The sequence below is a fragment of the Proteus terrae subsp. cibarius genome (assembly GCF_011045835.1).
In the GTDB taxonomy this organism is placed as follows: Bacteria; Pseudomonadota; Gammaproteobacteria; order Enterobacterales; family Enterobacteriaceae; genus Proteus; species Proteus cibarius.
Genome location: NZ_CP047349.1, coordinates 1,637,122 through 1,657,092, shown reverse-complemented (window position 1 = coordinate 1,657,092; position 19,971 = coordinate 1,637,122). Strand labels below are relative to the sequence as shown.

Genomic DNA, 19,971 nt, shown 5'->3' with positions numbered 1-19,971 from the left:
TACGTGCAGGCAAGAGGGATATACTCTTATGAATATAATTAATCTATATGGCTTATAACTATAGATAAAAGATATTTAGCTGTTATTTCAGCAGATTTTTGTTAAAATAATTAGCAAAATAGTAACAACTTAGTGATTCATTTGCCTCATTCTATCAATTCAAATGATTTTGATTGAATGATTTCAGGCACAAAACCCGAAATAGATAGTTTAAAGGAGTACGCAATGTCTTTCGAATTACCAAAATTACCTTATGCGTTAGATGCTCTTGAGCCACACATCTCTAAAGAAACTTTAGAATATCACTACGGCAAACACCACCAGACCTATGTAACCAATTTAAATAATCTGGTTAAAGGTACTGATTTAGAAAGCAAATCTTTAGAAGAAATCATCAAATCTACTGATGGCGGTATCTTTAATAATGCTGCTCAAGTATGGAACCACACTTTCTACTGGAACTGCTTAGCACCAAATGCAGGTGGCGCACCAACAGGTAAAATTGCTGATGCTATCAACAAAGCATTTGGCTCTTTTGAAGAGTTCAAAAAGCAATTCAATGATGCTGCAGCTAAAAACTTCGGTTCAGGTTGGACTTGGTTAGTTAAAAAAGCTGACGGTTCAGTTGCAATTGTTAACACCTCTAATGCTGCAACTCCAGTTTCAGGGGCAGACAAACCACTGTTAACAGTAGACGTATGGGAACATGCTTACTACATCGACTACCGTAATGCACGTGTTAAATATTTAGAAGAGTTCTGGGCACTGGTTAACTGGTCATTTGTTGAAGCTAACCTGGCTTAATTGAGCTTGATAATCAAAGGTGAGTGATTGAGATTCATTTTTGGTGACAAAATAACAAAGGGCCTTGAGCCCTTTGTTATATTCAGATATTCGATAATCTATTATTTAAATTGATCGAATATTCTATAAAGCAGTGATTAGAACAACATAGTCGAAAATAAAACAATCATAACAAGCGCTGCTACTGCTGTACTCAAACCAAATTTCAGATCCGTATCCATCTATTTCTCCCTCAAAATGATTATAATACACATTTTTAACCATAACCTTGTCATGGTTAATTATTATCACATATCAAAATTTGCTAAAATAGCGACCAGTGCACAATTTATAACATTGATTAATACTTTCACTTTTGAGCTAGATCATACAAAATTCACAGCTAATCGCTAAATTATTGCCAGTGTTTGCCCTATGTATGACTATACTGGCAGTTAAACCATAAAATTAGATAAAAGAGACCAATGAAGGTCAGGAGTTTTCCACACCATGGCAACAATAAAAGACGTGGCAAAACGCGCAGGCGTATCAACCACGACTGTTTCTCATGTGATCAACAAAACACGTTTTGTTGCTGAGAACACACGGGCAGCAGTTTGGGCCGCTATAAAAGAATTAAATTATTCACCTAGTGCCGTTGCGCGTAGTTTAAAAGTCAATCACACCAAATCTATTGGCCTGTTAGCCACGTCCAGTGAAGCTCCTTACTTTGCTGAAGTGATTGAAGCTGTTGAAAATAGTTGTTACAGCAAAGGGTACACACTGATTTTATGTAATTCACATAATAACCTCGATAAACAAAAAGCCTATTTAGCGATGCTGGCACAAAAACGTGTTGATGGATTATTAGTCATGTGTTCTGAATATCCCGATCACCTTCTTACTCTTTTAGAGGGCTATCGCAATATTCCAATGGTTGTCATGGATTGGGGTAAAGCGCGTGGCGACTTTACAGATACCATTATCGATAACGCTTTCCATGGTGGTTATATTGCGGGTCGTTACCTTATTGAGCGAGGTCATCGTGATATTGGTATTATCCCAGGCCCATTAGAACGTAATACAGGTGGTGGCCGCTTACAAGGTTTCTTAAAAGCCATGGAAGAAGCCAAAATCACAGTCAAAGACGAATGGATTGTACAAGGCGACTTTGAGCCAGAATCTGGCTATAAAGCTATGTACCAAATGCTAAACCAAAAACATCGACCGACTGCTGTCTTTTGTGGTGGTGATGTGATGGCGATGGGTGCAATTTGTGCTGCGGATGAACTTGGCCTGCGTGTTCCTTTAGATATTTCTATTGTTGGCTATGACAATATTCGAAATGCACGCTATTTTACACCCGCACTAACAACCGTCCACCAGCCAAAAGAACGTCTAGGTCAAATGGCATTATCGATGTTGCTTGATCGTATCGTCAATAAACGCGAAGACGCCCAAACAATCGAAGTTCATCCACGATTAGTTGAGCGCCGTTCAGTTGCTGACGGTCCTTTTATCGACTACCGTCGTTAATTCATATTTATTTAGCTACCTGATTTCTAGCGAAGCCATTCCTCATTTAAGGTTTGGCTATCTCCAAGATAATCTAACAACCATGTCAAAGCAGGTGATTCACTTTTATCGACCCACGTCAGGCAGCATGGGCTGTCTGGCAATGGTTGTGCCAGTTGCAAAGTTACCAACTTACCTTGTTCAATTAAAGGTTCAGCACGGTGCCAAGGCACCATTCCAACGCATAATCCCGCTAACAAGCACTCAAGCCCCATATCCCATGTCGGAACAACCATTCTACGCTGATTATTGAGTGCCCATGTATCACGTTTTGGTAAACTGCGCGAGGTATCCTCTAAACATAAACTTGGATAAGGTCGCATTTCATCATCCGTTAGTGGATGTTGTGCTTTCACTAAAGGGTGATCAACATGGCAAACACAGCGCCAAGGCATAAATCCCATATCTCTAAAACTATAACGTTCACCGATTGGTGAGGCTCTTGTTGCACCAATGGCTAAATCAACACGACCATTAACTAAGGAGTCCCATACGCCATTAAACACTTCAGGGTAGACATACAGTTCTATATCCGGAAAATGGCGGTAGAAGTCGAGAATAAGTTGTTGTGTTCTTTCAGGTTTAACTATGCCATCAACTGCTATACTAAATTGACCGCGCCATCCATTAGAAACCTGTTGACAAAGGTGCCGAGTGTCATTCATTTTTTTGATAACAGACCGTGCTTCTTTGATGAAAATTTTACCTGCGTCGGTTAATTCCACATCACGATGACGGCGCTCAAACAAAGGAACGGCAAGCCATTCCTCTAATTGCCGAACAGTGTAACTAACGGCAGATGGCACTCTGTGCAATTCTTGAGCAGCCGAGCTAAAACTTCCTGTTCTTGCGACTGCATCAACAACTTCTAAAGAGTATTCTGACCACATAGAGTTTATTCCTTTGAAAATTTTTCACAGCATTAACCAAATATTCCCGTTTCACAAGTAAAATAGGTCTTAGTTACAATATATAAAATGTTCTACATCACATAGCATAGAAAATAAAATGAATTCTAAAACATCCACACAATCAAAAACACCTATGAGCTTTATGGTGTACCTAGCCGGTTTAAGTATGCTAGGTTACTTAGCTATTGATATGTACTTACCTGCATTTGGTATGATGCAACGTGAGCTCTCTATCAGCGAAGGTGCTATTAGTAATAGCTTAAGTATCTTTTTATTTGGCTTTGCTGTTGCTCAGTTACTTTGGGGACCACTTTCTGACAAAGTCGGTCGTAAACCTATTCTTCTTATTGGTTTAAGCCTTTTCTCTTTAGGCTGCCTTGGTATGCTGTGGGTTGAAAGTGCAACTGGCTTACTTGCTATGCGCTTCCTACAAGCTTTCGGCGTCTGCTCTGCTGCTGTTATTTGGCAAGCTCTTGTCATCGACCGTTTTGATGAATCTCGCGCTCAGCACGTTTTTGCTTTAATTATGCCACTGGTTGCATTATCACCAGCACTTGCTCCTTTAATTGGTGCTTCATTATTAAATCACGGTGGCTGGCGTATGATTTTTATGCTGTTAATGGCCGTAACGTTAGTTCTCATGTTACCGACACTAATGCTAAAAAACATTAAACAAAAATCAATTACAGATGCAAACCAATCTTCTGCATCATTTATAACTTTACTAAAATCCCCTCTCTACACAGGTAACGTATTAGTTTACGCTTCTTGTAGTGCAGGTTTCTTTGCTTGGTTAGCAGGCTCACCAATCATTCTTGAAAAGATGGGCTACTCTCCACAGGATATCGGTTTAAGTTATATTCCACAAACTATTGCCTTTATGGTCGGTGGTTATGGTTGTCGTATTTTACTGTCAAAAATGACAGGTAAAACACTGCTACCACTGTTATTAATTGGTTATGCTGTCAGTATGACTGCCTTATACCTTGTTGCTAAATTTACGGAACCAACATTGACAACTATTTTAATTCCGTTCTGTATTATGGCTGCAATGAATGGTGCATCTTATCCAATCGCAGTATCTAATGCTTTATCTGCTTATCCTGAAATTAGTGGTAAAGCAGCTGCGTTACAAAATGCGCTTCAACTGGGTCTTTGTAGCTTAGCAAGTTTTATCGTATCTGCATTTATTAGCCAACAACCTCTGATTAACACCACAGCAATTATGGCGTTAACAGCAATTCCAATGGCAGTTGGCTACTTTATTCAGCGTAATAAATCTGTTACCAAACACACAGTTCAAACCGCAGAATAATCACGTTTATTCTTTTAAGAATTATCTTAAAAAGGCTGTTTTATAAAAAATAGCCTTTTTCTTTTCTAGAGAAAAACATTCTACGTCTCTATACTTACCTATACGCTGTAATAGCGTTTTATCTATTTTTCTTTCGGATTTTGAGGCATTAAGCAGATTATTAGCTGATTATGTCAGATTAGTTGTCTTATTAATTCTATTCGTTCAACCCATATTGAACACGATACCATTTTAATACTGTCAATCTGTACACACTCTTTCTTAGCTTATGTCTCAAAACCCGCTTAGTTTACGCCGGAGAGTATATGAGTACATCTTGTGTAGAAGAAGGCCGAAAGACCTCCAATGATCCTTATGAAAGGATTGCTACAGAGCTACTAACTCACGCTGATATTCGAGTTAATGGTTCAGAACCTTATGACATTCAGGTTCATAATCAAAATTTTTATAAAAGAGTATTGCAACAAGGCTCATTAGGTCTCGGTGAAAGCTATATGGATGGTTGGTGGGATTGTGAGCGACTGGATATATTCTTTCATAAAGTTTTACGTGCTGGCCTTGAAAATAAGCTCCCACAAAATCTACGTGATATTGTTAAGATTGCGACAGCCCGCCTTTTTAATCTACAAACTCAAAAACGCGCATGGATGGTAGGTAAAGAGCATTACGATCTTGGTAATGATTTATTTACAGCCATGCTCGATCCTAATATGCAATATTCCTGTGGTTACTGGAAAAACGCAGATAATTTAACTCAAGCTCAAGAACATAAATTAGATTTAATTTGCCGAAAATTAGATTTAAAACCAGGAATGACCTTATTAGACATTGGCTGTGGTTGGGGTGGACTTGCAGGCTATGCAGCCAAACATTTTGGTGTTTCTGTAACGGGAGTCACCATTTCTGGTGAACAGAAAAAATTGGCACAAGCTCGATGCCAAGGACTTGATGTAAATATTATTTTAGAAGATTATCGCGATTTACATGAAAAGTTTGATCGTATAGTTTCAGTGGGTATGTTTGAGCACGTAGGGCCCAAAAATTATGCCACTTATTTTGATGTGGTTCGTCGTAATTTAAAGGAAGAAGGTCTGTTTTTATTGCACACCATTGGCTCTAACCGCGATAAAGTGAATGTAGATAGTTGGATAAGCAAATATATATTTCCTAATGGATGCTTACCATCTATTCAAAAAATTGCTCACGCAATGGACAGCAAATTTGTGATGGAAGATTGGCATAACTTTGGTGCTGACTACGATAAAACATTAATGGCATGGTATCAGCGTTTTTTAGCCTGTTGGCCAGATATTCAGTCTAATTATACACCGCGTTTTAAACGTATGTTTAGCTATTATCTTAATGCCTGTGCGGGTGCATTTCGTGCCAGAGATATTCAGCTATGGCAAATCGTACTAAGCCCTAAAGGTCATATTGGCGGTTTACAAATCCCTCGCTAATTATTCTTTTTATAAAAAGAGAAAAGCCAGTTTATCAATCAAACTGGCTTTTTCTTTAGTTCTGTTTTAAGAGCAACAACATTAATTATGTGAAGCTTGTTCTTCATTTTCAATTTGTTGTGTTGCTAATAAAGCTTGCTGCTGTGCTTGTTGCGCCATAACGCGCTCTACTGTATCGACAATCGCTTGGGTTTGAGGATCAAGTTCAATATTGACTTTATCACCAAGACGTTTGCGACCTAATGTTGTTCTATCACGCGTTTCAGGAATTAAATGTACACAAAAACGGTTATTAACCACATCTCCCACAGTTAGGCTTATTCCATCAATACCAATAAAACCTTTGTGTAAAATGTACTTCATTAATGCTTTATCAAAGATGCGAAACCAAATTTGTAAATTATTTTCTGATGTAATAATTTTGGCAACTTCAGCAGTTGTTACAATATGACCAGACATAACATGGCCACCAATTTCATCACCATACTTAGCTGCACGTTCAATATTCACTTCAGAGCCAACTTTTAATTCACCAAGGTTAGTTAAACGTAATGTCTCTTTCACTAAATCAAAACTAATATGTGTATCTTCAATTTTAGTGACCGTTAAACAGCAACCATTATTTGCAACAGAAGCACCTGTTTCTAAATTGCCGACTAACTCTTTGGGTAATTCAATGATATGGGTACGAAAATCGCCTTTATCTTCGATAGCAATAACCCGCCCTTTTCCCTGAACAATACCTGTAAACATCTTACATCTCCTTGGATCGATAAACTGGTAAACTCAATTTAGGCTTATGCTATAAAGGATAACATAGCTCGTATTAATACAAAGGAACAATTATCGTATTTATTCCTTGTCGATGATTGCCGTTAAATATAACGTAAAAACACCTAATAAATTATCAAAATCCTGTGTTTGAAAAGCTAAACTTCTTTCGTTGCTTATTAAACTTTTATCATTAGAATAAGCGGTCTTGAGGATCTCTTTACGTCATTTTAACAATACGACGTTTGTTCTCTTCCTTTCCTTTCGTTTTCTTATAATAAATAAAGGTGTATGCGTGCAGAAGTACATAAGAGAAGCGCGTAGCTTACTTGCTCTCGGTATCCCCGTTATCATCGCGCAATTTTCCCAGACAGCAATGGGTGTCGTTGATACTGTCATGGCGGGTGCTGTAAATGCCACAGAAATGTCGGCGGTGGCAGTAGGTACGTCTATTTGGTTACCAACGATTTTATTAGGCCAAGGCATATTAATGGCATTAACCCCAATCGTTGCACAATTAAATGGTTCAGGACAACGAAAACATATTGCTAATCGTACACAGCAAGGTTTTTGGCTCGCTACTTTTTTATCAATCATGGTAATTGCTGTTCTTTATAACAGCCGTTTTATTATTGAAGCGCAACATGATATAGAACCCGAATTAGCCGAAAAAGCCATTGGATTTATTCATGCCATTATGTGGGGGGCACCAGGTTGCCTTTACTATCAGGTATTGAGAAGCCAATGTGAGGGATTATCTAAAACGAAACCCGGCATGATAATTGGTTTTATTGGCTTGTTAATTAATATCCCTGTTAACTACGCCTTTATTTACGGTAAATTTGGTGCCCCACAATTAGGAGGAATTGGTTGTGGTGTTGCAACGGCCTCCGTTTTCTGGGCAATGTTCTTAATGATGCGTTATTACGTGCGTCGAGCGCCAACACAACGTGACGTTATGCCACAGAAACGTTTAGTAAGCCCTGATTTCCACACAATAAAACGTATTACGTTTTTAGGATTACCTGTTGGCTTAGCCTTATTCTTTGAAGTAACTCTATTTGCCGTTGTTGCGTTATTAGTTTCACCTTTAGGCGTTACTGCGGTTGCCAGTCATCAGATAGCACTTAACTTTAGCTCACTGATGTTTATGTTCCCTCTTTCATTGGGGATAGCAGCAACCATCCGTGTCGGCCATAACTTAGGGCAACGCTCTACAGAGCAAGCGCGTACTTCAGCCATTACAGCGCTTGCTGTTGGACTAATGTTGGCAAGTTGTACCGCTATTTTCTCTATCATCTTCAGAGAAAAAATCGCGTTAATGTATAACGATAATATTGAAGTAGTGACATTAGCTTCTCATCTTATGTTATTCGCTGCGCTTTATCAGTTATCAGATTCTGTGCAAGTTATTGGCTCAGGTGTATTGCGGGGTTATAAAGATACTCGTTCTATATTCTTTATTACCTTTATTGCCTACTGGGTAATTGGGCTACCTTCTGGTTATATATTGGGGCGTACTAATTATTTTGTTGAAGCGATGGGACCTGCTGGTTTTTGGATTGGCTTTATTTTAGGTTTAACTGCCTCAGCAATTATGATGGGTTCTCGTATTTGGTGGATCCAACGCCAACCTGATGAAGTGGTATTATTACGCTCAGAGCGTTAAACAAAAACGGTTATTTAGGCAAAGGAATGACACAAATATCAACAAATAGCTTTAAATACGAGCAGTTGAATATAAATTTGTGTTTTTCCTCTTGCCAGAATCGAATCATCTCGTTAATATTCGTCCCCGTTGTCACCCAATAGATAATGCGTCCATAGCTCAGTTGGTTAGAGCACCACCTTGACATGGTGGGGGTCGGTGGTTCGAGTCCACTTGGACGCACCATTTATTTTTTCGACAACATCTCAATACAGTGCGTCCATAGCTCAGTTGGTTAGAGCACCACCTTGACATGGTGGGGGTCGGTGGTTCGAGTCCACTTGGACGCACCATTTCTCTTTCTCTATTTTCTTATTTTTACTCATCTTACCTACCCTACAAAATAATTAATTTAGCTTGCAATATTTTATTGCGCAACAAGGTGTTTAAAAAACAAGCAATCAGCGCCGTATTTTGATCACATCACTTAAATTTACCTTTTTTCGATTTTCTTCATAGAAATTAACCTCTATAATACGAAACATAATTTTGTTGAAAGGTTTCAGCGTATTGATTTACGGGCATCTTTAGAAAACAGAACAAATGAATCATGATAGACTATAATGTAAGATGTCTGCCAACCTTTGATACAAAATAGTGACAAGATTTTTATGATGTTGCTGAACCATTAACATGTTGCGCAACTTATCCATTAGAGATGAGTTTGTACACCCTGTTTTGCACCGTTGATACTGTTAATAGAAAACAGCGACATTAATCCTTATTCATCCATTACAATACAACCATTAAATAGACTGCCATGAAAAAGACAAAAATTGTTTGCACCATCGGACCAAAAACCGAATCTGAAGAAAAACTGAATCAATTACTGGACGCAGGCATGAACGTTATGCGTCTAAACTTCTCTCACGGTGACTATGAAGAGCATGGCAACCGTATCAAAAACCTGCGTAACATTTGCGCTAAAACAGGCAAAAAAGCCGCTATTTTATTAGATACTAAAGGCCCAGAAATTCGCACCATCAAATTAGAAGGTGGTAATGATGTCGCTTTAGTTGCTGGTCAAACTTTCACTTTCACCACAGACAAAACTGTTGTGGGTAATAAAGACCGCGTTGCTGTAACTTACGGAGGTTTTGCTAAAGACTTAACTGTTGGTAACACCGTTTTAGTTGATGATGGTCTTATCGGCATGAAAGTCACTGCTGTAACTGATAAAGAAGTTGTTTGTGAAGTTTTAAACAACGGTGACTTAGGTGAAAACAAAGGTGTTAACTTACCTGGCGTTTCTATCGGTTTACCAGCATTAGCTGAAAAAGATAAACAAGATCTTATCTTTGGTTGCGAGCAAGGCGTTGATTTCGTTGCTGCATCATTCATTCGTAAACGTTCTGACGTTGAAGAAATGCGTGCTCACTTAAATGCACACGGCGGCGAAAACATCATGATCATCTCAAAAATTGAAAACCAAGAAGGTTTAAACAATTTTGATGAGATCTTAGAAGCATCCGACGGTATCATGGTTGCTCGTGGCGACTTAGGTGTTGAGATCCCAGTTGAAGAAGTTATCTTCGCACAAAAAATGATGATCGAAAAATGTAACGCTGCACGTAAAGTGGTTATCACTGCAACGCAAATGTTAGATTCAATGATCAAAAACCCACGCCCTACTCGTGCTGAAGCGGGTGACGTTGCGAATGCTATCTTAGATGGTACTGATGCTGTTATGTTATCAGGTGAAAGTGCAAAAGGTAAATACCCAGTAGAAGCTGTGACCATCATGGCAACTATCTGTGATCGTACAGACCGTATCATGCAATCTCGTCTTGATTACAAACAAACAGCTGCAAAATTACGCGTAACTGAAGCAGTTTGTCGCGGTGCAGTTGAAATGGCTGAAAACTTAGATGCGCCTCTGATTGTTGTAGCAACTTTCGGTGGTAAATCAGCTCGTTCTATCCGTAAATATTTCCCAACAGCACCAATCTTAGCATTAACAAACAACGAAGAAACAGCTCGTCAGTTACTGTTAGTTAAAGGTGTAACCACTCAATTAGTTAACGAAATCGCCTCTACTGATGACTTCTACCGTATTGGTAAAGAAGCTGCATTAGCAAGTGGTTTAGCGCATGCTGGTGAGCGTGTTGTTATGGTTACTGGTGCCCTGGTTGATAGCGGTACAACAAATACTTCATCTGTTCACGTTCTGTAATTTTTACAGTACGAATACATTAAACGCCACTCAATGGGTGGCGTTTTCTTTACCTGTTTCCAAAAAAACCTCTTTTTCTGCTATTCTTTTTTAGAGTGATATACTTTCCTAATCTCATCTCTTACCCTACGTATTTATAATTATTTATCAATTAGTTGACGTGTAAATCACCTGTCTAAATTTGTGTAATTTTCAGTCAATAAATAGCTATTTAATGATTAGGATTTTTACTAATAAAGGTATTTTGTGAGAAAACACGCATTTATTGTGCTGAATATTTACAATATAAGTGTTATTTTTCCTATTGTTATAGGGAACGTAAGATACACTTATTACGAATAAATCCGGCATTTTCCTATATGTGTGCCATACTTATTAATGGTTTCATATAAATGCTACTTGTTCCTTTACACAAACTAATAATAGAGGTTGTAACTATGAAAGCGAAACTTGTACTAGGTGCGGTAATTCTGGCTTCAGGCTTATTAGCAGGTTGTTCTTCTAGTAATAATGCACAATTAGATCAAATCTCTTCTGATGTAAGCCGCCTGAATACTCAAGTCCAGCAACTAAGTGGTGATGTACAATCTGCTCGTGCCGAAGCTAAATCAGCTTACGACGAAGCTGCTCGTGCAAATCAGCGTTTAGATAACCAAGTCACTACTTATAAAAAGTAATTTGACTTACCAATAAGCTGAAACAGCTTTAGGCAAGCATTAATCGCAAAGCCCTAACATTGTTAGGGCTTTGTTTTTTTATAAGGTTATTGCTTATTGGTAAATTTATCGATATTAAGACCTTTTATATGAGCAATTAAATTATAATTCGTTGCTAGGTTTGAGCAAATGTTGATATTTTTATTAGCTTGAATAAGTAACGCCTTAAATGTATCTATAATTTTATTAACATATTTTTTTTGAGCTAATGTCAGCACAGTATAATCTATATCACTTACTTTTTTGAGTTCATTCTCTAGAATATAAAACAGCTCTGTCACTGATTTTGAAGATTTTGTGTAGGGTATTCTAGAACTAGCCGTATCCGGCAAAGTCTCTATTCCAATTAACTCATATTCCCTAGCTCCCTCTTTGGGAATGAGTCGTTGGAGGATCTCATCGCACATTGATTGAATATTTTCACTTTTTAGCTTTTTATCTCCAATTAAAAACGTTTTACAGCTATTTGTCACCTGAGATAAATCATTAAATAGTCCACTTAAACCATCTTCCATGCTAGAAGAGATATTACGATTTTCTTTTATTATGTGTCCATTATTAACTAAAACTTTCATTAAACTCCCTTATTATCAATAGAAAACATTTTGATGGTAAGGTATTTTTAGCACTATTGATTTTATAAAGAAGTCTTTTTTATTTTTTGAAACCTAAAACAAAACAGCCGCCTAAAGCACCTGTTTTGTTTTTAATAGTATCATCCTCACTGACTAGTAAGCAGTAACCTCTACTGGAATACCAGAGCGTCGAATAAGCTCTGCATCAGCTTTATCTTTATTAACCTTGCCACTCTCATACCAAGCATTAAATTGCTTTGTGAATGTAAGAGGCATGGTTTGTGGATCGTCATCTTCATTACGTGATAGTGGCTGATGAACTTCAATAAACTGTCTACCGTCTGCGGTTTCAGTAAATTTAATTGGTTTATTGATAACCTGGACTCGACTCCCTTTAGGTACCACGTTAAATAAGGTCTCAATATCATTTGGGCGTAAACGAATACAGCCTGAACTCACTCTTAAACCAATACCAAAATCAGCATTAGTACCATGTATAAGGTATTCACCTCGACTATGTGCCAATCTTAAAGCATATGCCCCCATTGGATTTTCAGGGCCAGCAGGAACGACAGCCGGTAGCGTGATCCCTTTAGCTGCATAATTTTTGCGAATATTCGCCGTTGGTGTCCAAGTGGGATCTTTAATTAATTGAGAAATCGATGTCACCATCTCAGGTGTTTCTCGCCCTAATTGACCAATTCCAATAGGGTAAACATCAACGGTTCCACCCTCTTTTGGATAATAATAAAGGCGCAATTCAGCAAGATTGATAACAATACCTTTGCGCACAGAGTCAGGTAAAATCATCTGCAAAGGGATTGTTAAGGTTTTACCTGCATCAGGCAAAAGAGGATCAATACCAGGATTCGCTTCCATCATATTGAGCAATCCCACTTGGTATTCGGACGCAATAGCCTCTAAAGAGCGTTTATCATCGGGAACTATATATGAAAAATTTTCACCAATAATACGCTGGCCATCAGCAGGTAGTAGATATTCTGTCGCATAAGATAAGTGACTACTCATCCCTAATAGCGATACACCTAAGAGAGTTAACCATTTTTTCATCGTTTATCCCGTGTGTTAGAAATAAAATAAACTGACTATTATGATGATAACATTATCATTGTTATGCTTTCATATAATAAGTCAGTTTAGAACATTAATGCGGGATCAGGTAACATTTATGCTACAGCGTATTCTGAAAAACGCGTAATAAGCGTTGTAACCATCGCATGTAAACCTTGCGTGCGAGATGGTGTTAAGTGGCTTTCTAGGGCTAATGATGAGAAGTAATGTTTGATATCTGTCTCTAATGCTTGTTTGATAGTTTTACCTTGAAATAAGATAATCACTAAGGCAACAAGGCCTTTTACAATACCTGCATCACTATCACCAGCCAGCACTAACTGTTTATTCTCATTAAGAGAAACCGCTATCCAAACTTGGCTTTGGCAACCTTCAATAAAATTAGCTGAAATACGTTGTTCATCCGTTAAAGGAGTAAGGCGCTCACCTAACTCCATCATATAGAGATAACGTTGTTCCCAATCTTGACAACGAGAAAAATTGCGTAATAGCTTTGCTTCATCTGGCAAATTGGCAACTGCCATGAATAACCTCTTTTTTTAATTTTTAACCTAATAACATCTCAACACGTAATAGCGCATTAACCAACGCATCGATATCATTTTTATTGGTATATAAACCGAGAGATGCACGACACATCGCAGGAACTTGGTAATAATCCATAATTGGCATCGCACAGTGATGCCCTGTACGAATAGCAATACCATAATTATCAAGGAATGCCCCAACATCATAAGCGTGATGTTTGCCTAAATTAAACGCTATCACACCTTGTCGAGAATCATTGCCATAAAGCGTTAAGGATTTTACTTTTTGCAACTGCTCTTGAGCATACTTCATTATATGATTTTCATACTCAGCAATATTATTCATACCTAATTGTGAAAGATAATCTAATGCCGCACCTAAGCCAATCATTCCCATAATATTAGGTGTGCCTGCTTCAAAGCGCCAAGGCGCATCTGCGTAGGTAATATCGCCATTAATATGAACATGCTTTATCATTGCACCACCGCCTTCCCATGGCGGTAATTCATCCAGTATCGCTTTCTTACCGTATAACAAACCAATACCTGTAGGCCCATAAAGTTTATGTCCACTACAAACAAAAAAGTCACAATCAAGTTGTGAAACATTAATTGTTTGATGCATTGCACTTTGAGCACCATCAACCAATATATGTAATTCACCACCTCGCTCAATTGCATATTGACGAGCATCACGAATAATTTGAGCGACTGGATTCACTGTGCCCAATACATTTGATTGATGAGTGAGACTGAGTAATTTAGTTCGCTCATCGATTAAGTGAGGTAATTGAGCAAAATCGAGCGTGCCGTCTTGTAATAGCGGTAACACACGAACATTAAAGCCATACTGTTTTGCCAACATATACCATGGAACAATATTTGCGTGATGTTCCATTTCTGTGATGATGATATTGTCACCATCATTCAAAAATCGTTGGCTATAAACGTTCGCAATTAGGTTGATCCCTTCCGTTGTTCCTTTAACAAAAACTATCTCTTCTTCACTATTGGCACCTAAAAAATCACAGGCTTTTTTACGGACATTTTCAACTAACATTGTCGCATTTGCACTTAATGTGTGAATGCCGCGGTGAACCGCGGCATATTGTGTTAAGGCAAATTGTTTTTCATGTTCAATGACACAAGCCGGTTTCTGAGCACTTGCGGCACTATCGAGATAAATCAGAGATTTTCCTTTCACTTGTTGTGAAAGAATTGGAAAATCAGCTCGCGCTTTTTCAATGGAATGCGTCATAATGCCTTATTTTATACCTCTAATAAGCGCTGATTAATTCTTTCTAATACCTGCGCTTTAATCACACTATTTTCTAGCGATTCAGTTAATTCAGCCGCAAATGCATGAATGATCATTTTACGGGCATCACTTAAGGAAATACCTCGTGAACGCAGATAAAATAGCTGCTCATCATCAATTCGTCCCACAGTAGCACCATGACTACACTTCACATCATCAGCATAAATCTCAAGCTGTGGTTTAGTATCAACTTGTGCTTTTTCACCCAGCAACAGATTGTTATTAGTCATTTGACCATCTGTTTTTAATGCTTGAGGTGTCACCGTGATCATACCGTTAAATACAGCTTTCCCTGCATCCATCGCAATACTTTTATGCAGTTGACGACTCTGGCAATTTTTCTCACCATGAACCAACCATGTGCGAGTATCTGCAATCTCTCCGGCTTTAGGTAATACAACGCTATTCATCGAAAGCTCTGTATTTTCACCTTTTAATGCAGAACTTGTGTGATGACGACTTAGCTTAGCGCCTAATAAAAAAGCGTAACTGTTAACACGAGCATCACGGCCTATCGTCATATCATTATGGGCAAAATGCTGACTTACACCATTCTCAAAACTTAATTTGATATGGTTAAAAGAGGCATTATCACCGATCGTCGCGGTTAACCTTGCTCCTGTAAAATGGCGGTTTTCACTATCACTGCTAATATAGTGCTCTATCACTTGCATCTGGGTATTTGCACCAACATCAAGATGAAAACGATAATTTCCACTATTTACCTCAGCGCTTTGATCCCCTTGAGTAATATTGAGGATATAAAGTGGTTTATCCGCAATAACACCGTTTTTCAGGGTAATAAGCAAAGGATGTGGCGCTAAACTTTCAACTAAATGCAGAAAGATTTCACCATTTACCGCTTTAGGTAATTCACTTTGGTTATCGAGTAAAGTGACTTGATAAGGACCAAAGTCTTTACTGCTTTCTATTGGTGAAAATGTACCATTCACCATCACAATACGATAACAGTCAAAAGATAATGCATATTTAGCCATTAAACTTTGCACATCAAAAGGTGGCAATTGTTGATAGCGCAGACTGAGCGTTTCTTCTAACGGTGTATAATGCCAATCTTCATGGCGATAAACTGGGAAACCGATTTTCTCAACTTGAGACCAATGATTACGAGCATTGAGGCTATTATTACCTTTGCGTTGATGATATAACGCTGAAAACATTTTTAATGCTTGTTGATTACGCAATTCAACTTGGCGCTGTTTTTCACGCTTTTCATTGAGGGTCAATAAGCCAGCCATAACCTTGTTCCTCCAATTTTTGCGCCAATGAAAAATCACCTGATTTAATGATTTTTCCCTGATAAAGCACATGCACAAAATCAGGTTTAATATAATCTAGAATACGTTGGTAGTGTGTTACAACGATGAAAGCTCGCTTACCATCACGTAAGCTATTAACACCATTAGAAACGATTTTTAATGCGTCTATATCAAGACCTGAGTCTGTTTCATCTAAAATACATAACTCAGGCTCTAACGCAGCCATTTGTAAGATATCGTTACGTTTTTTCTCACCACCAGAAAATCCCACGTTAACAGAGCGTGTTAGCAAATCTTGTGGCATATCCAGTAATTTAATTTTATCTTCAATAAAATCTTCAAAATCAAAGCGATCTAACGGCTCTTGACCACGATATTCTCTCACTGCATTTACAGAAGATTGTAAGAAAAACTGATTACTGACACCGGGTATTTCAACAGGATATTGAAATGCCATAAAGATGCCTTCACCTGCGCGATCTTCCGGCTCTAACTCCAATAAATCTTTACTTTTAAAGGTAATTGAACCTTCATCAACTTCATATTCATCACGGCCAGCAAGCGTTGCAGATAGCGTACTTTTACCCGAGCCATTTGGTCCCATAATCGCGTGAACTTCACCTGCACGCACCTGCAAATCTAATCCTTTAAGGATCTCATTGCCTTCAACACTGACATGTAAATTTTTAATATCTAACATAATATATGCCTTCGGTATCTTTATACTCAGAATTTGGTTAATAGTTAACCGACGCTATGCTCTAAGCTGATTGCTAATAATTTTTGTGCTTCCACAGCAAATTCCAGCGGTAATTCTGAGAACACATCTTTACAAAATCCGTTTACAATCATTGAGATTGCATCATCTTCGCTTAATCCACGCTGACGACAATAAAACAACTGATCTTCACCAATACGTGACGTTGTCGCTTCGTGTTCAAGTTGTGCTGAGTTGTTCATTACCTCAACATAAGGGAAAGTATGCGCACCGCACTGTGTACCAATTAACATGGAATCACACTGGGTGAAGTTACGAGCATTTTGCGCACCAGGAAGTACTTTTACGAGCCCGCGGTAACTGTTTTGACTTTTACCCGCAGAAATACCTTTAGAGATAATGGTTGATTTGGTATTTTTGCCGATATGGATCATCTTAGTCCCCGTATCTGCTTGTTGATTGCCATTGGTTAAAGCAACCGAGAAGAATTCAGCGGTGGAATTATCCCCTTTTAAAATCACACTTGGGTATTTCCATGTGATCGCAGAACCCGTTTCTGATTGCGTCCATGACATTTTGGCGTTTTCGCCTTCACAGATAGCGCGTTTAGTCACAAAGTTCAGAATACCGCCTTCACTATCACCACCAGAGAACCAGTTTTGTACAGTAGAGTATTTTACTTCAGCATCTTTATGGATAATGACTTCAACCACAGCAGCATGAAGCTGATAGCTATCTCGAACAGGTGCTGAACAACCTTCGATATAACTGACATAACTGCCTTCATCTGCAACCAAAATAGTTCGTTCAAATTGGCCTGTTTGAGCGGCATTAATACGGAAATAAGTCGATAACTCCATTGGGCAACGAACCCCTTTTGGAATATAGACAAAAGTACCATCAGATGCGACCGCAGCATTCAGTGCAGCAAAGTAGTTATCATGGCTTGAGACAACAGTGCCTAAATATTGGCGTACTAGATCAGGATATTCTTGTATAGCCTCGCTAAATGAACAGAAAATGATGCCATGTTCAGCAAGCTCTTCACGATATGTTGTTGAAACAGAAACTGAGTCAAAAATAGCATCAACAGCAACGGCTTGCCCTTCTCTTACAGGTACTCCTAGTTGGTTAAAAGCATCTTCAACTTCTTTGGTTAAATAATCCTGTGCAGCTTGTTTATCGCTCGTAACAGCTTCATTTGTGCCACCAGCACAACTGCCGTTAGCACAACATGAACTACAAGATGGTGCTGAATAATAGCTATAATCTTGATAATTAAGCGATGGATAATCTGCTTTTAGCCAATGTGGCTCTTCCATTTCCAACCAATGGCGATAAGCATCTAAACGAAATTCCAGCATCCACTCTGGTTCGTTTCTTTTTGCCGATATTGCACGTACAACCGCTTCATTTAATCCTTTTTCTAAGGTGTCGGTTGAGATATCGGTATAAAAACCTTCTTTATAGTGGTGATCGCTTAACCATCCCTGAACTTCATCACCAATTTCAACATTGCTCTGAGACATAATCTGACTTCACTATGTTATACCCCGAAGCTCTCACCACATCCGCAGACGTTTTGAGCTTTAGGATTATTAAATTTAAACATTTGATTAAGTCCTTCACGAACATAATCAACAACCAACCCATCGATAAATGGCATTGCTTTTAATGAAACAAAGAGTTTTGCACCATTATGTTCATAAACAAGATCATCATCATTTGGGGTAGTAGCGAGTTCAATAACATAACCATACCCTGTACAACCAGAGGGTTTGATATTTAAGGAAAGCCCTTGTTTTTCAGGGTTTTTCTCGACTAAATGGCAGATATGCTTTGCCGCATTATCCGTTAATACAATGCCTTGCCAAGCTGTGTCATTAAGAGAAAAAGTTTCAACGTTGTTTGTCATTTCTGACCTCATTTCGAAAGGAGATTGATATCTTTCCTGACACTAATGGTAATGATAACCCTTATCACTTCAACCATGTCTTTTGAAAGGATATTCCGTAAATGTGTATTTTTTGTTCTATTTTTACGCTTGTTTTGTTAAAAAATCATGTTAACGCAATGTAATATAACACTTTTATATTTTTTCATTCTAAAAAATAAAACTTTTAATTTTTCTTATATTTCGCACAATACGCATATAAGTTGCAAAATAAATACACTTTATATGTTATCACTGAAATTTAGAGAAAAAAGCATAAAAATGTGCTTTTTACAGCTAGCTTATTGAGCCTATTCACATTCATTTTTATGCTTTTGATGAGAGAAGATAAGATAGCACCACTTATATGATGACCTCTTATTGGTTTGTGTGCTCTTCGATGTTATTTATTAATAGTGATGGTTTGAATATATTTGTTTGTACATTCAAGAATTTGACTGTTTTTTTGTTTGTTCGATTGGCTATTGAAGTTACTAATTAATTGCAATTGCCATACTCGATTCGTTTTAAGATCTGCCGCTAAAATACCTTCATAGCTCACGTTCTCTTTTGCATATTTCCCTTCAAAAAAGACATGTCGACTTTCCACATTTGGGATAGTTAATGGTTTTATCGATGTAGATATTTCATTCATGCCATCTATGATGGCAATATTATCTACAATACCTTGTGCTCCTGCATCCACATCATAACTCATTACATCGATCATTTTAAAATAAACCAGACGAACTTCTGTTAAATCACAAATAGGCTCTGATTTATAAACCATCATTTCTGTTGTGACGTCCTGAACATTATCAGGTAAGGATTTAAAATAATTTTCAGTATCTTCTCTACTCATTGTAAATGAGGTGGGATAAGCCATATTAAAACCAGAAATAGCTTGTATTGGAATATTACGTATATCATTACTCGTTTCAGAGGTAGAATTATTATCACATCCGCTGAGTAATAAACCCGCAATTAATAATACTGTGGTATTAAATTTATAAGAAGTTAACATTATTGATCGTCTTATCTTTTATTATGAAGATAATGATTATCATTAAAAATAAAATCTAAATAAAGAAATAATTTTATTTTCTCTCTGCTTTT

Annotated in this window: 19 protein-coding genes and 2 tRNA genes; 9 read left to right on the top strand and 12 right to left on the bottom strand. The window is 37.8% G+C overall.

Going from position 1 to position 19,971, the window contains the following annotated elements; all coding sequences use genetic code 11:
- The first annotated feature begins 225 nt into the window (after nt 1-225).
- A complete protein-coding gene (gene sodB / locus GTH25_RS07750) occupies nt 226-804 on the top strand; it encodes a superoxide dismutase [Fe] (protein ID WP_072062546.1) in 579 nt (192 codons plus the stop codon).
- A 137-nt stretch (nt 805-941) separates the two neighbouring features.
- Here the strand turns inward: sodB and cydH are convergent, their stop codons facing one another.
- Nucleotides 942-1,025 carry a cytochrome bd-I oxidase subunit CydH gene (gene cydH, locus GTH25_RS19360; protein WP_103004765.1) on the bottom strand — a complete coding sequence of 28 codons (84 nt, stop codon included), beginning with the start codon at nt 1,023-1,025 and terminating at the stop codon, nt 942-944.
- A 268-nt stretch (nt 1,026-1,293) separates the two neighbouring features.
- Between cydH and purR the strand changes: the two genes are divergently transcribed.
- Entirely contained in the window at nt 1,294-2,319 is a 1,026-nt protein-coding gene (gene purR / locus GTH25_RS07740; RefSeq protein WP_075673235.1) for an HTH-type transcriptional repressor PurR, read from the top strand.
- A 26-nt stretch (nt 2,320-2,345) separates the two neighbouring features.
- On the opposite strand, the gene punR is transcribed toward purR, so the two are convergent.
- Nucleotides 2,346-3,248, bottom strand: a complete 903-nt coding sequence (punR, locus tag GTH25_RS07735) for a DNA-binding transcriptional activator PunR (RefSeq protein WP_075673234.1) — start codon at nt 3,246-3,248, stop codon at nt 2,346-2,348.
- A 118-nt stretch (nt 3,249-3,366) separates the two neighbouring features.
- Here punR and punC point away from each other — a divergent pair, with 118 nt between their 5' ends.
- Nucleotides 3,367-4,584 carry a purine nucleoside transporter PunC gene (gene punC, locus GTH25_RS07730; protein ID WP_075673233.1) on the top strand — a complete coding sequence of 406 codons (1,218 nt, stop codon included), beginning with the start codon at nt 3,367-3,369 and terminating at the stop codon, nt 4,582-4,584.
- A 305-nt stretch (nt 4,585-4,889) separates the two neighbouring features.
- On the top strand, nt 4,890-6,044 hold the full coding sequence (cfa, locus tag GTH25_RS07725) for a cyclopropane fatty acyl phospholipid synthase (RefSeq protein WP_075673232.1): 1,155 nt from the start codon (nt 4,890-4,892) through the stop codon (nt 6,042-6,044).
- Nucleotides 6,045-6,125: 81 nt separating this feature from the next.
- Here the strand turns inward: cfa and GTH25_RS07720 are convergent, their stop codons facing one another.
- Nucleotides 6,126-6,797 carry a riboflavin synthase subunit alpha gene (locus GTH25_RS07720; protein WP_075673231.1) on the bottom strand — a complete coding sequence of 224 codons (672 nt, stop codon included), beginning with the start codon at nt 6,795-6,797 and terminating at the stop codon, nt 6,126-6,128.
- A 313-nt stretch (nt 6,798-7,110) separates the two neighbouring features.
- Here GTH25_RS07720 and GTH25_RS07715 point away from each other — a divergent pair, with 313 nt between their 5' ends.
- The 5 genes from GTH25_RS07715 (at nt 7,111) to GTH25_RS07695 (ending at nt 11,373) form a co-directional block, all read left to right on the top strand.
- Entirely contained in the window at nt 7,111-8,484 is a 1,374-nt protein-coding gene (locus GTH25_RS07715) for an MATE family efflux transporter (RefSeq protein ID WP_075673230.1), read from the top strand.
- A gap of 148 nt (nt 8,485-8,632) precedes the next feature.
- Nucleotides 8,633-8,709, top strand: a tRNA-Val gene (locus GTH25_RS07710).
- Between the two features lie 30 nt (nt 8,710-8,739).
- A tRNA-Val gene (locus GTH25_RS07705) sits at nt 8,740-8,816 on the top strand.
- 467 nt (nt 8,817-9,283) lie between these two features.
- A complete protein-coding gene (gene pykF, locus GTH25_RS07700) occupies nt 9,284-10,696 on the top strand; it encodes a pyruvate kinase PykF (protein WP_156733378.1) in 1,413 nt (470 codons plus the stop codon).
- A gap of 437 nt (nt 10,697-11,133) precedes the next feature.
- The gene (locus GTH25_RS07695; RefSeq protein WP_036913221.1) at nt 11,134-11,373 is read left to right on the top strand and encodes an Lpp/OprI family alanine-zipper lipoprotein; all 240 of its coding nucleotides are present in this window, start codon (nt 11,134-11,136) and stop codon (nt 11,371-11,373) included.
- Between the two features lie 86 nt (nt 11,374-11,459).
- Here the strand turns inward: GTH25_RS07695 and GTH25_RS07690 are convergent, their stop codons facing one another.
- From GTH25_RS07690 to GTH25_RS07650, 9 genes are all read right to left on the bottom strand, one after another.
- The gene (locus GTH25_RS07690) at nt 11,460-11,987 is read right to left on the bottom strand and encodes a hypothetical protein (protein WP_075673228.1); all 528 of its coding nucleotides are present in this window, start codon (nt 11,985-11,987) and stop codon (nt 11,460-11,462) included.
- 153 nt (nt 11,988-12,140) lie between these two features.
- Nucleotides 12,141-13,058: a L,D-transpeptidase family protein gene (locus GTH25_RS07685; protein WP_075673227.1), complete on the bottom strand. Its 918-nt coding sequence runs from the start codon at nt 13,056-13,058 to the stop codon at nt 12,141-12,143.
- A gap of 116 nt (nt 13,059-13,174) precedes the next feature.
- Nucleotides 13,175-13,603 (bottom strand): cysteine desulfuration protein SufE, encoded by a 429-nt coding sequence (sufE, locus tag GTH25_RS07680; protein ID WP_075673226.1) that lies wholly within the window; start codon nt 13,601-13,603, stop codon nt 13,175-13,177.
- A gap of 22 nt (nt 13,604-13,625) precedes the next feature.
- The gene (sufS, locus tag GTH25_RS07675) at nt 13,626-14,864 is read right to left on the bottom strand and encodes a cysteine desulfurase SufS (protein ID WP_075673225.1); all 1,239 of its coding nucleotides are present in this window, start codon (nt 14,862-14,864) and stop codon (nt 13,626-13,628) included.
- 11 nt (nt 14,865-14,875) lie between these two features.
- Nucleotides 14,876-16,183: a Fe-S cluster assembly protein SufD gene (gene sufD, locus GTH25_RS07670; protein ID WP_109418930.1), complete on the bottom strand. Its 1,308-nt coding sequence runs from the start codon at nt 16,181-16,183 to the stop codon at nt 14,876-14,878.
- Nucleotides 16,158-16,904 carry a Fe-S cluster assembly ATPase SufC gene (sufC, locus tag GTH25_RS07665; protein ID WP_075673223.1) on the bottom strand — a complete coding sequence of 249 codons (747 nt, stop codon included), beginning with the start codon at nt 16,902-16,904 and terminating at the stop codon, nt 16,158-16,160. The genes sufD and sufC overlap by 26 nt, the downstream gene beginning before the upstream one ends.
- Before the next feature lie 44 nt (nt 16,905-16,948).
- Complete coding sequence (gene sufB / locus GTH25_RS07660; protein WP_075673222.1) at nt 16,949-18,451, bottom strand: Fe-S cluster assembly protein SufB; 1,503 nt, start codon at nt 18,449-18,451, stop codon at nt 16,949-16,951.
- Between the two features lie 17 nt (nt 18,452-18,468).
- Nucleotides 18,469-18,837 (bottom strand): Fe-S cluster assembly scaffold SufA, encoded by a 369-nt coding sequence (gene sufA, locus GTH25_RS07655; protein WP_075673221.1) that lies wholly within the window; start codon nt 18,835-18,837, stop codon nt 18,469-18,471.
- Between the two features lie 421 nt (nt 18,838-19,258).
- Nucleotides 19,259-19,879: a hypothetical protein gene (locus tag GTH25_RS07650; protein WP_075673220.1), complete on the bottom strand. Its 621-nt coding sequence runs from the start codon at nt 19,877-19,879 to the stop codon at nt 19,259-19,261.
- Nucleotides 19,880-19,971: the final 92 nt, after the last annotated feature.

Excerpts from the sequence above, each read along its gene's own strand:
- punC (WP_075673233.1), top strand. The coding sequence starts at position 3,367 with ATGAATTCTAAAACATCCACACAATCAAAAACACCTATGAGCTTTATG.
- sufD (WP_109418930.1), bottom strand. The coding sequence starts at position 16,183 with ATGGCTGGCTTATTGACCCTCAATGAAAAGCGTGAAAAACAGCGCCAA.
- GTH25_RS07650 (WP_075673220.1), bottom strand. The coding sequence starts at position 19,879 with ATGTTAACTTCTTATAAATTTAATACCACAGTATTATTAATTGCGGGT.
- GTH25_RS07690 (WP_075673228.1), bottom strand. The coding sequence starts at position 11,987 with ATGAAAGTTTTAGTTAATAATGGACACATAATAAAAGAAAATCGTAAT.
- sufC (WP_075673223.1), bottom strand. The coding sequence starts at position 16,904 with ATGTTAGATATTAAAAATTTACATGTCAGTGTTGAAGGCAATGAGATC.
- GTH25_RS07695 (WP_036913221.1), top strand. The coding sequence starts at position 11,134 with ATGAAAGCGAAACTTGTACTAGGTGCGGTAATTCTGGCTTCAGGCTTA.
- sufB (WP_075673222.1), bottom strand. The coding sequence starts at position 18,451 with ATGTCTCAGAGCAATGTTGAAATTGGTGATGAAGTTCAGGGATGGTTA.
- sufA (WP_075673221.1), bottom strand. The coding sequence starts at position 18,837 with ATGACAAACAACGTTGAAACTTTTTCTCTTAATGACACAGCTTGGCAA.
- pykF (WP_156733378.1), top strand. The coding sequence starts at position 9,284 with ATGAAAAAGACAAAAATTGTTTGCACCATCGGACCAAAAACCGAATCT.
- sodB (WP_072062546.1), top strand. The coding sequence starts at position 226 with ATGTCTTTCGAATTACCAAAATTACCTTATGCGTTAGATGCTCTTGAG.
- GTH25_RS07685 (WP_075673227.1), bottom strand. The coding sequence starts at position 13,058 with ATGAAAAAATGGTTAACTCTCTTAGGTGTATCGCTATTAGGGATGAGT.
- cydH (WP_103004765.1), bottom strand. The coding sequence starts at position 1,025 with ATGGATACGGATCTGAAATTTGGTTTGAGTACAGCAGTAGCAGCGCTT.
- punR (WP_075673234.1), bottom strand. The coding sequence starts at position 3,248 with ATGTGGTCAGAATACTCTTTAGAAGTTGTTGATGCAGTCGCAAGAACA.
- purR (WP_075673235.1), top strand. The coding sequence starts at position 1,294 with ATGGCAACAATAAAAGACGTGGCAAAACGCGCAGGCGTATCAACCACG.
- GTH25_RS07720 (WP_075673231.1), bottom strand. The coding sequence starts at position 6,797 with ATGTTTACAGGTATTGTTCAGGGAAAAGGGCGGGTTATTGCTATCGAA.
- cfa (WP_075673232.1), top strand. The coding sequence starts at position 4,890 with ATGAGTACATCTTGTGTAGAAGAAGGCCGAAAGACCTCCAATGATCCT.
- sufE (WP_075673226.1), bottom strand. The coding sequence starts at position 13,603 with ATGGCAGTTGCCAATTTGCCAGATGAAGCAAAGCTATTACGCAATTTT.
- sufS (WP_075673225.1), bottom strand. The coding sequence starts at position 14,864 with ATGACGCATTCCATTGAAAAAGCGCGAGCTGATTTTCCAATTCTTTCA.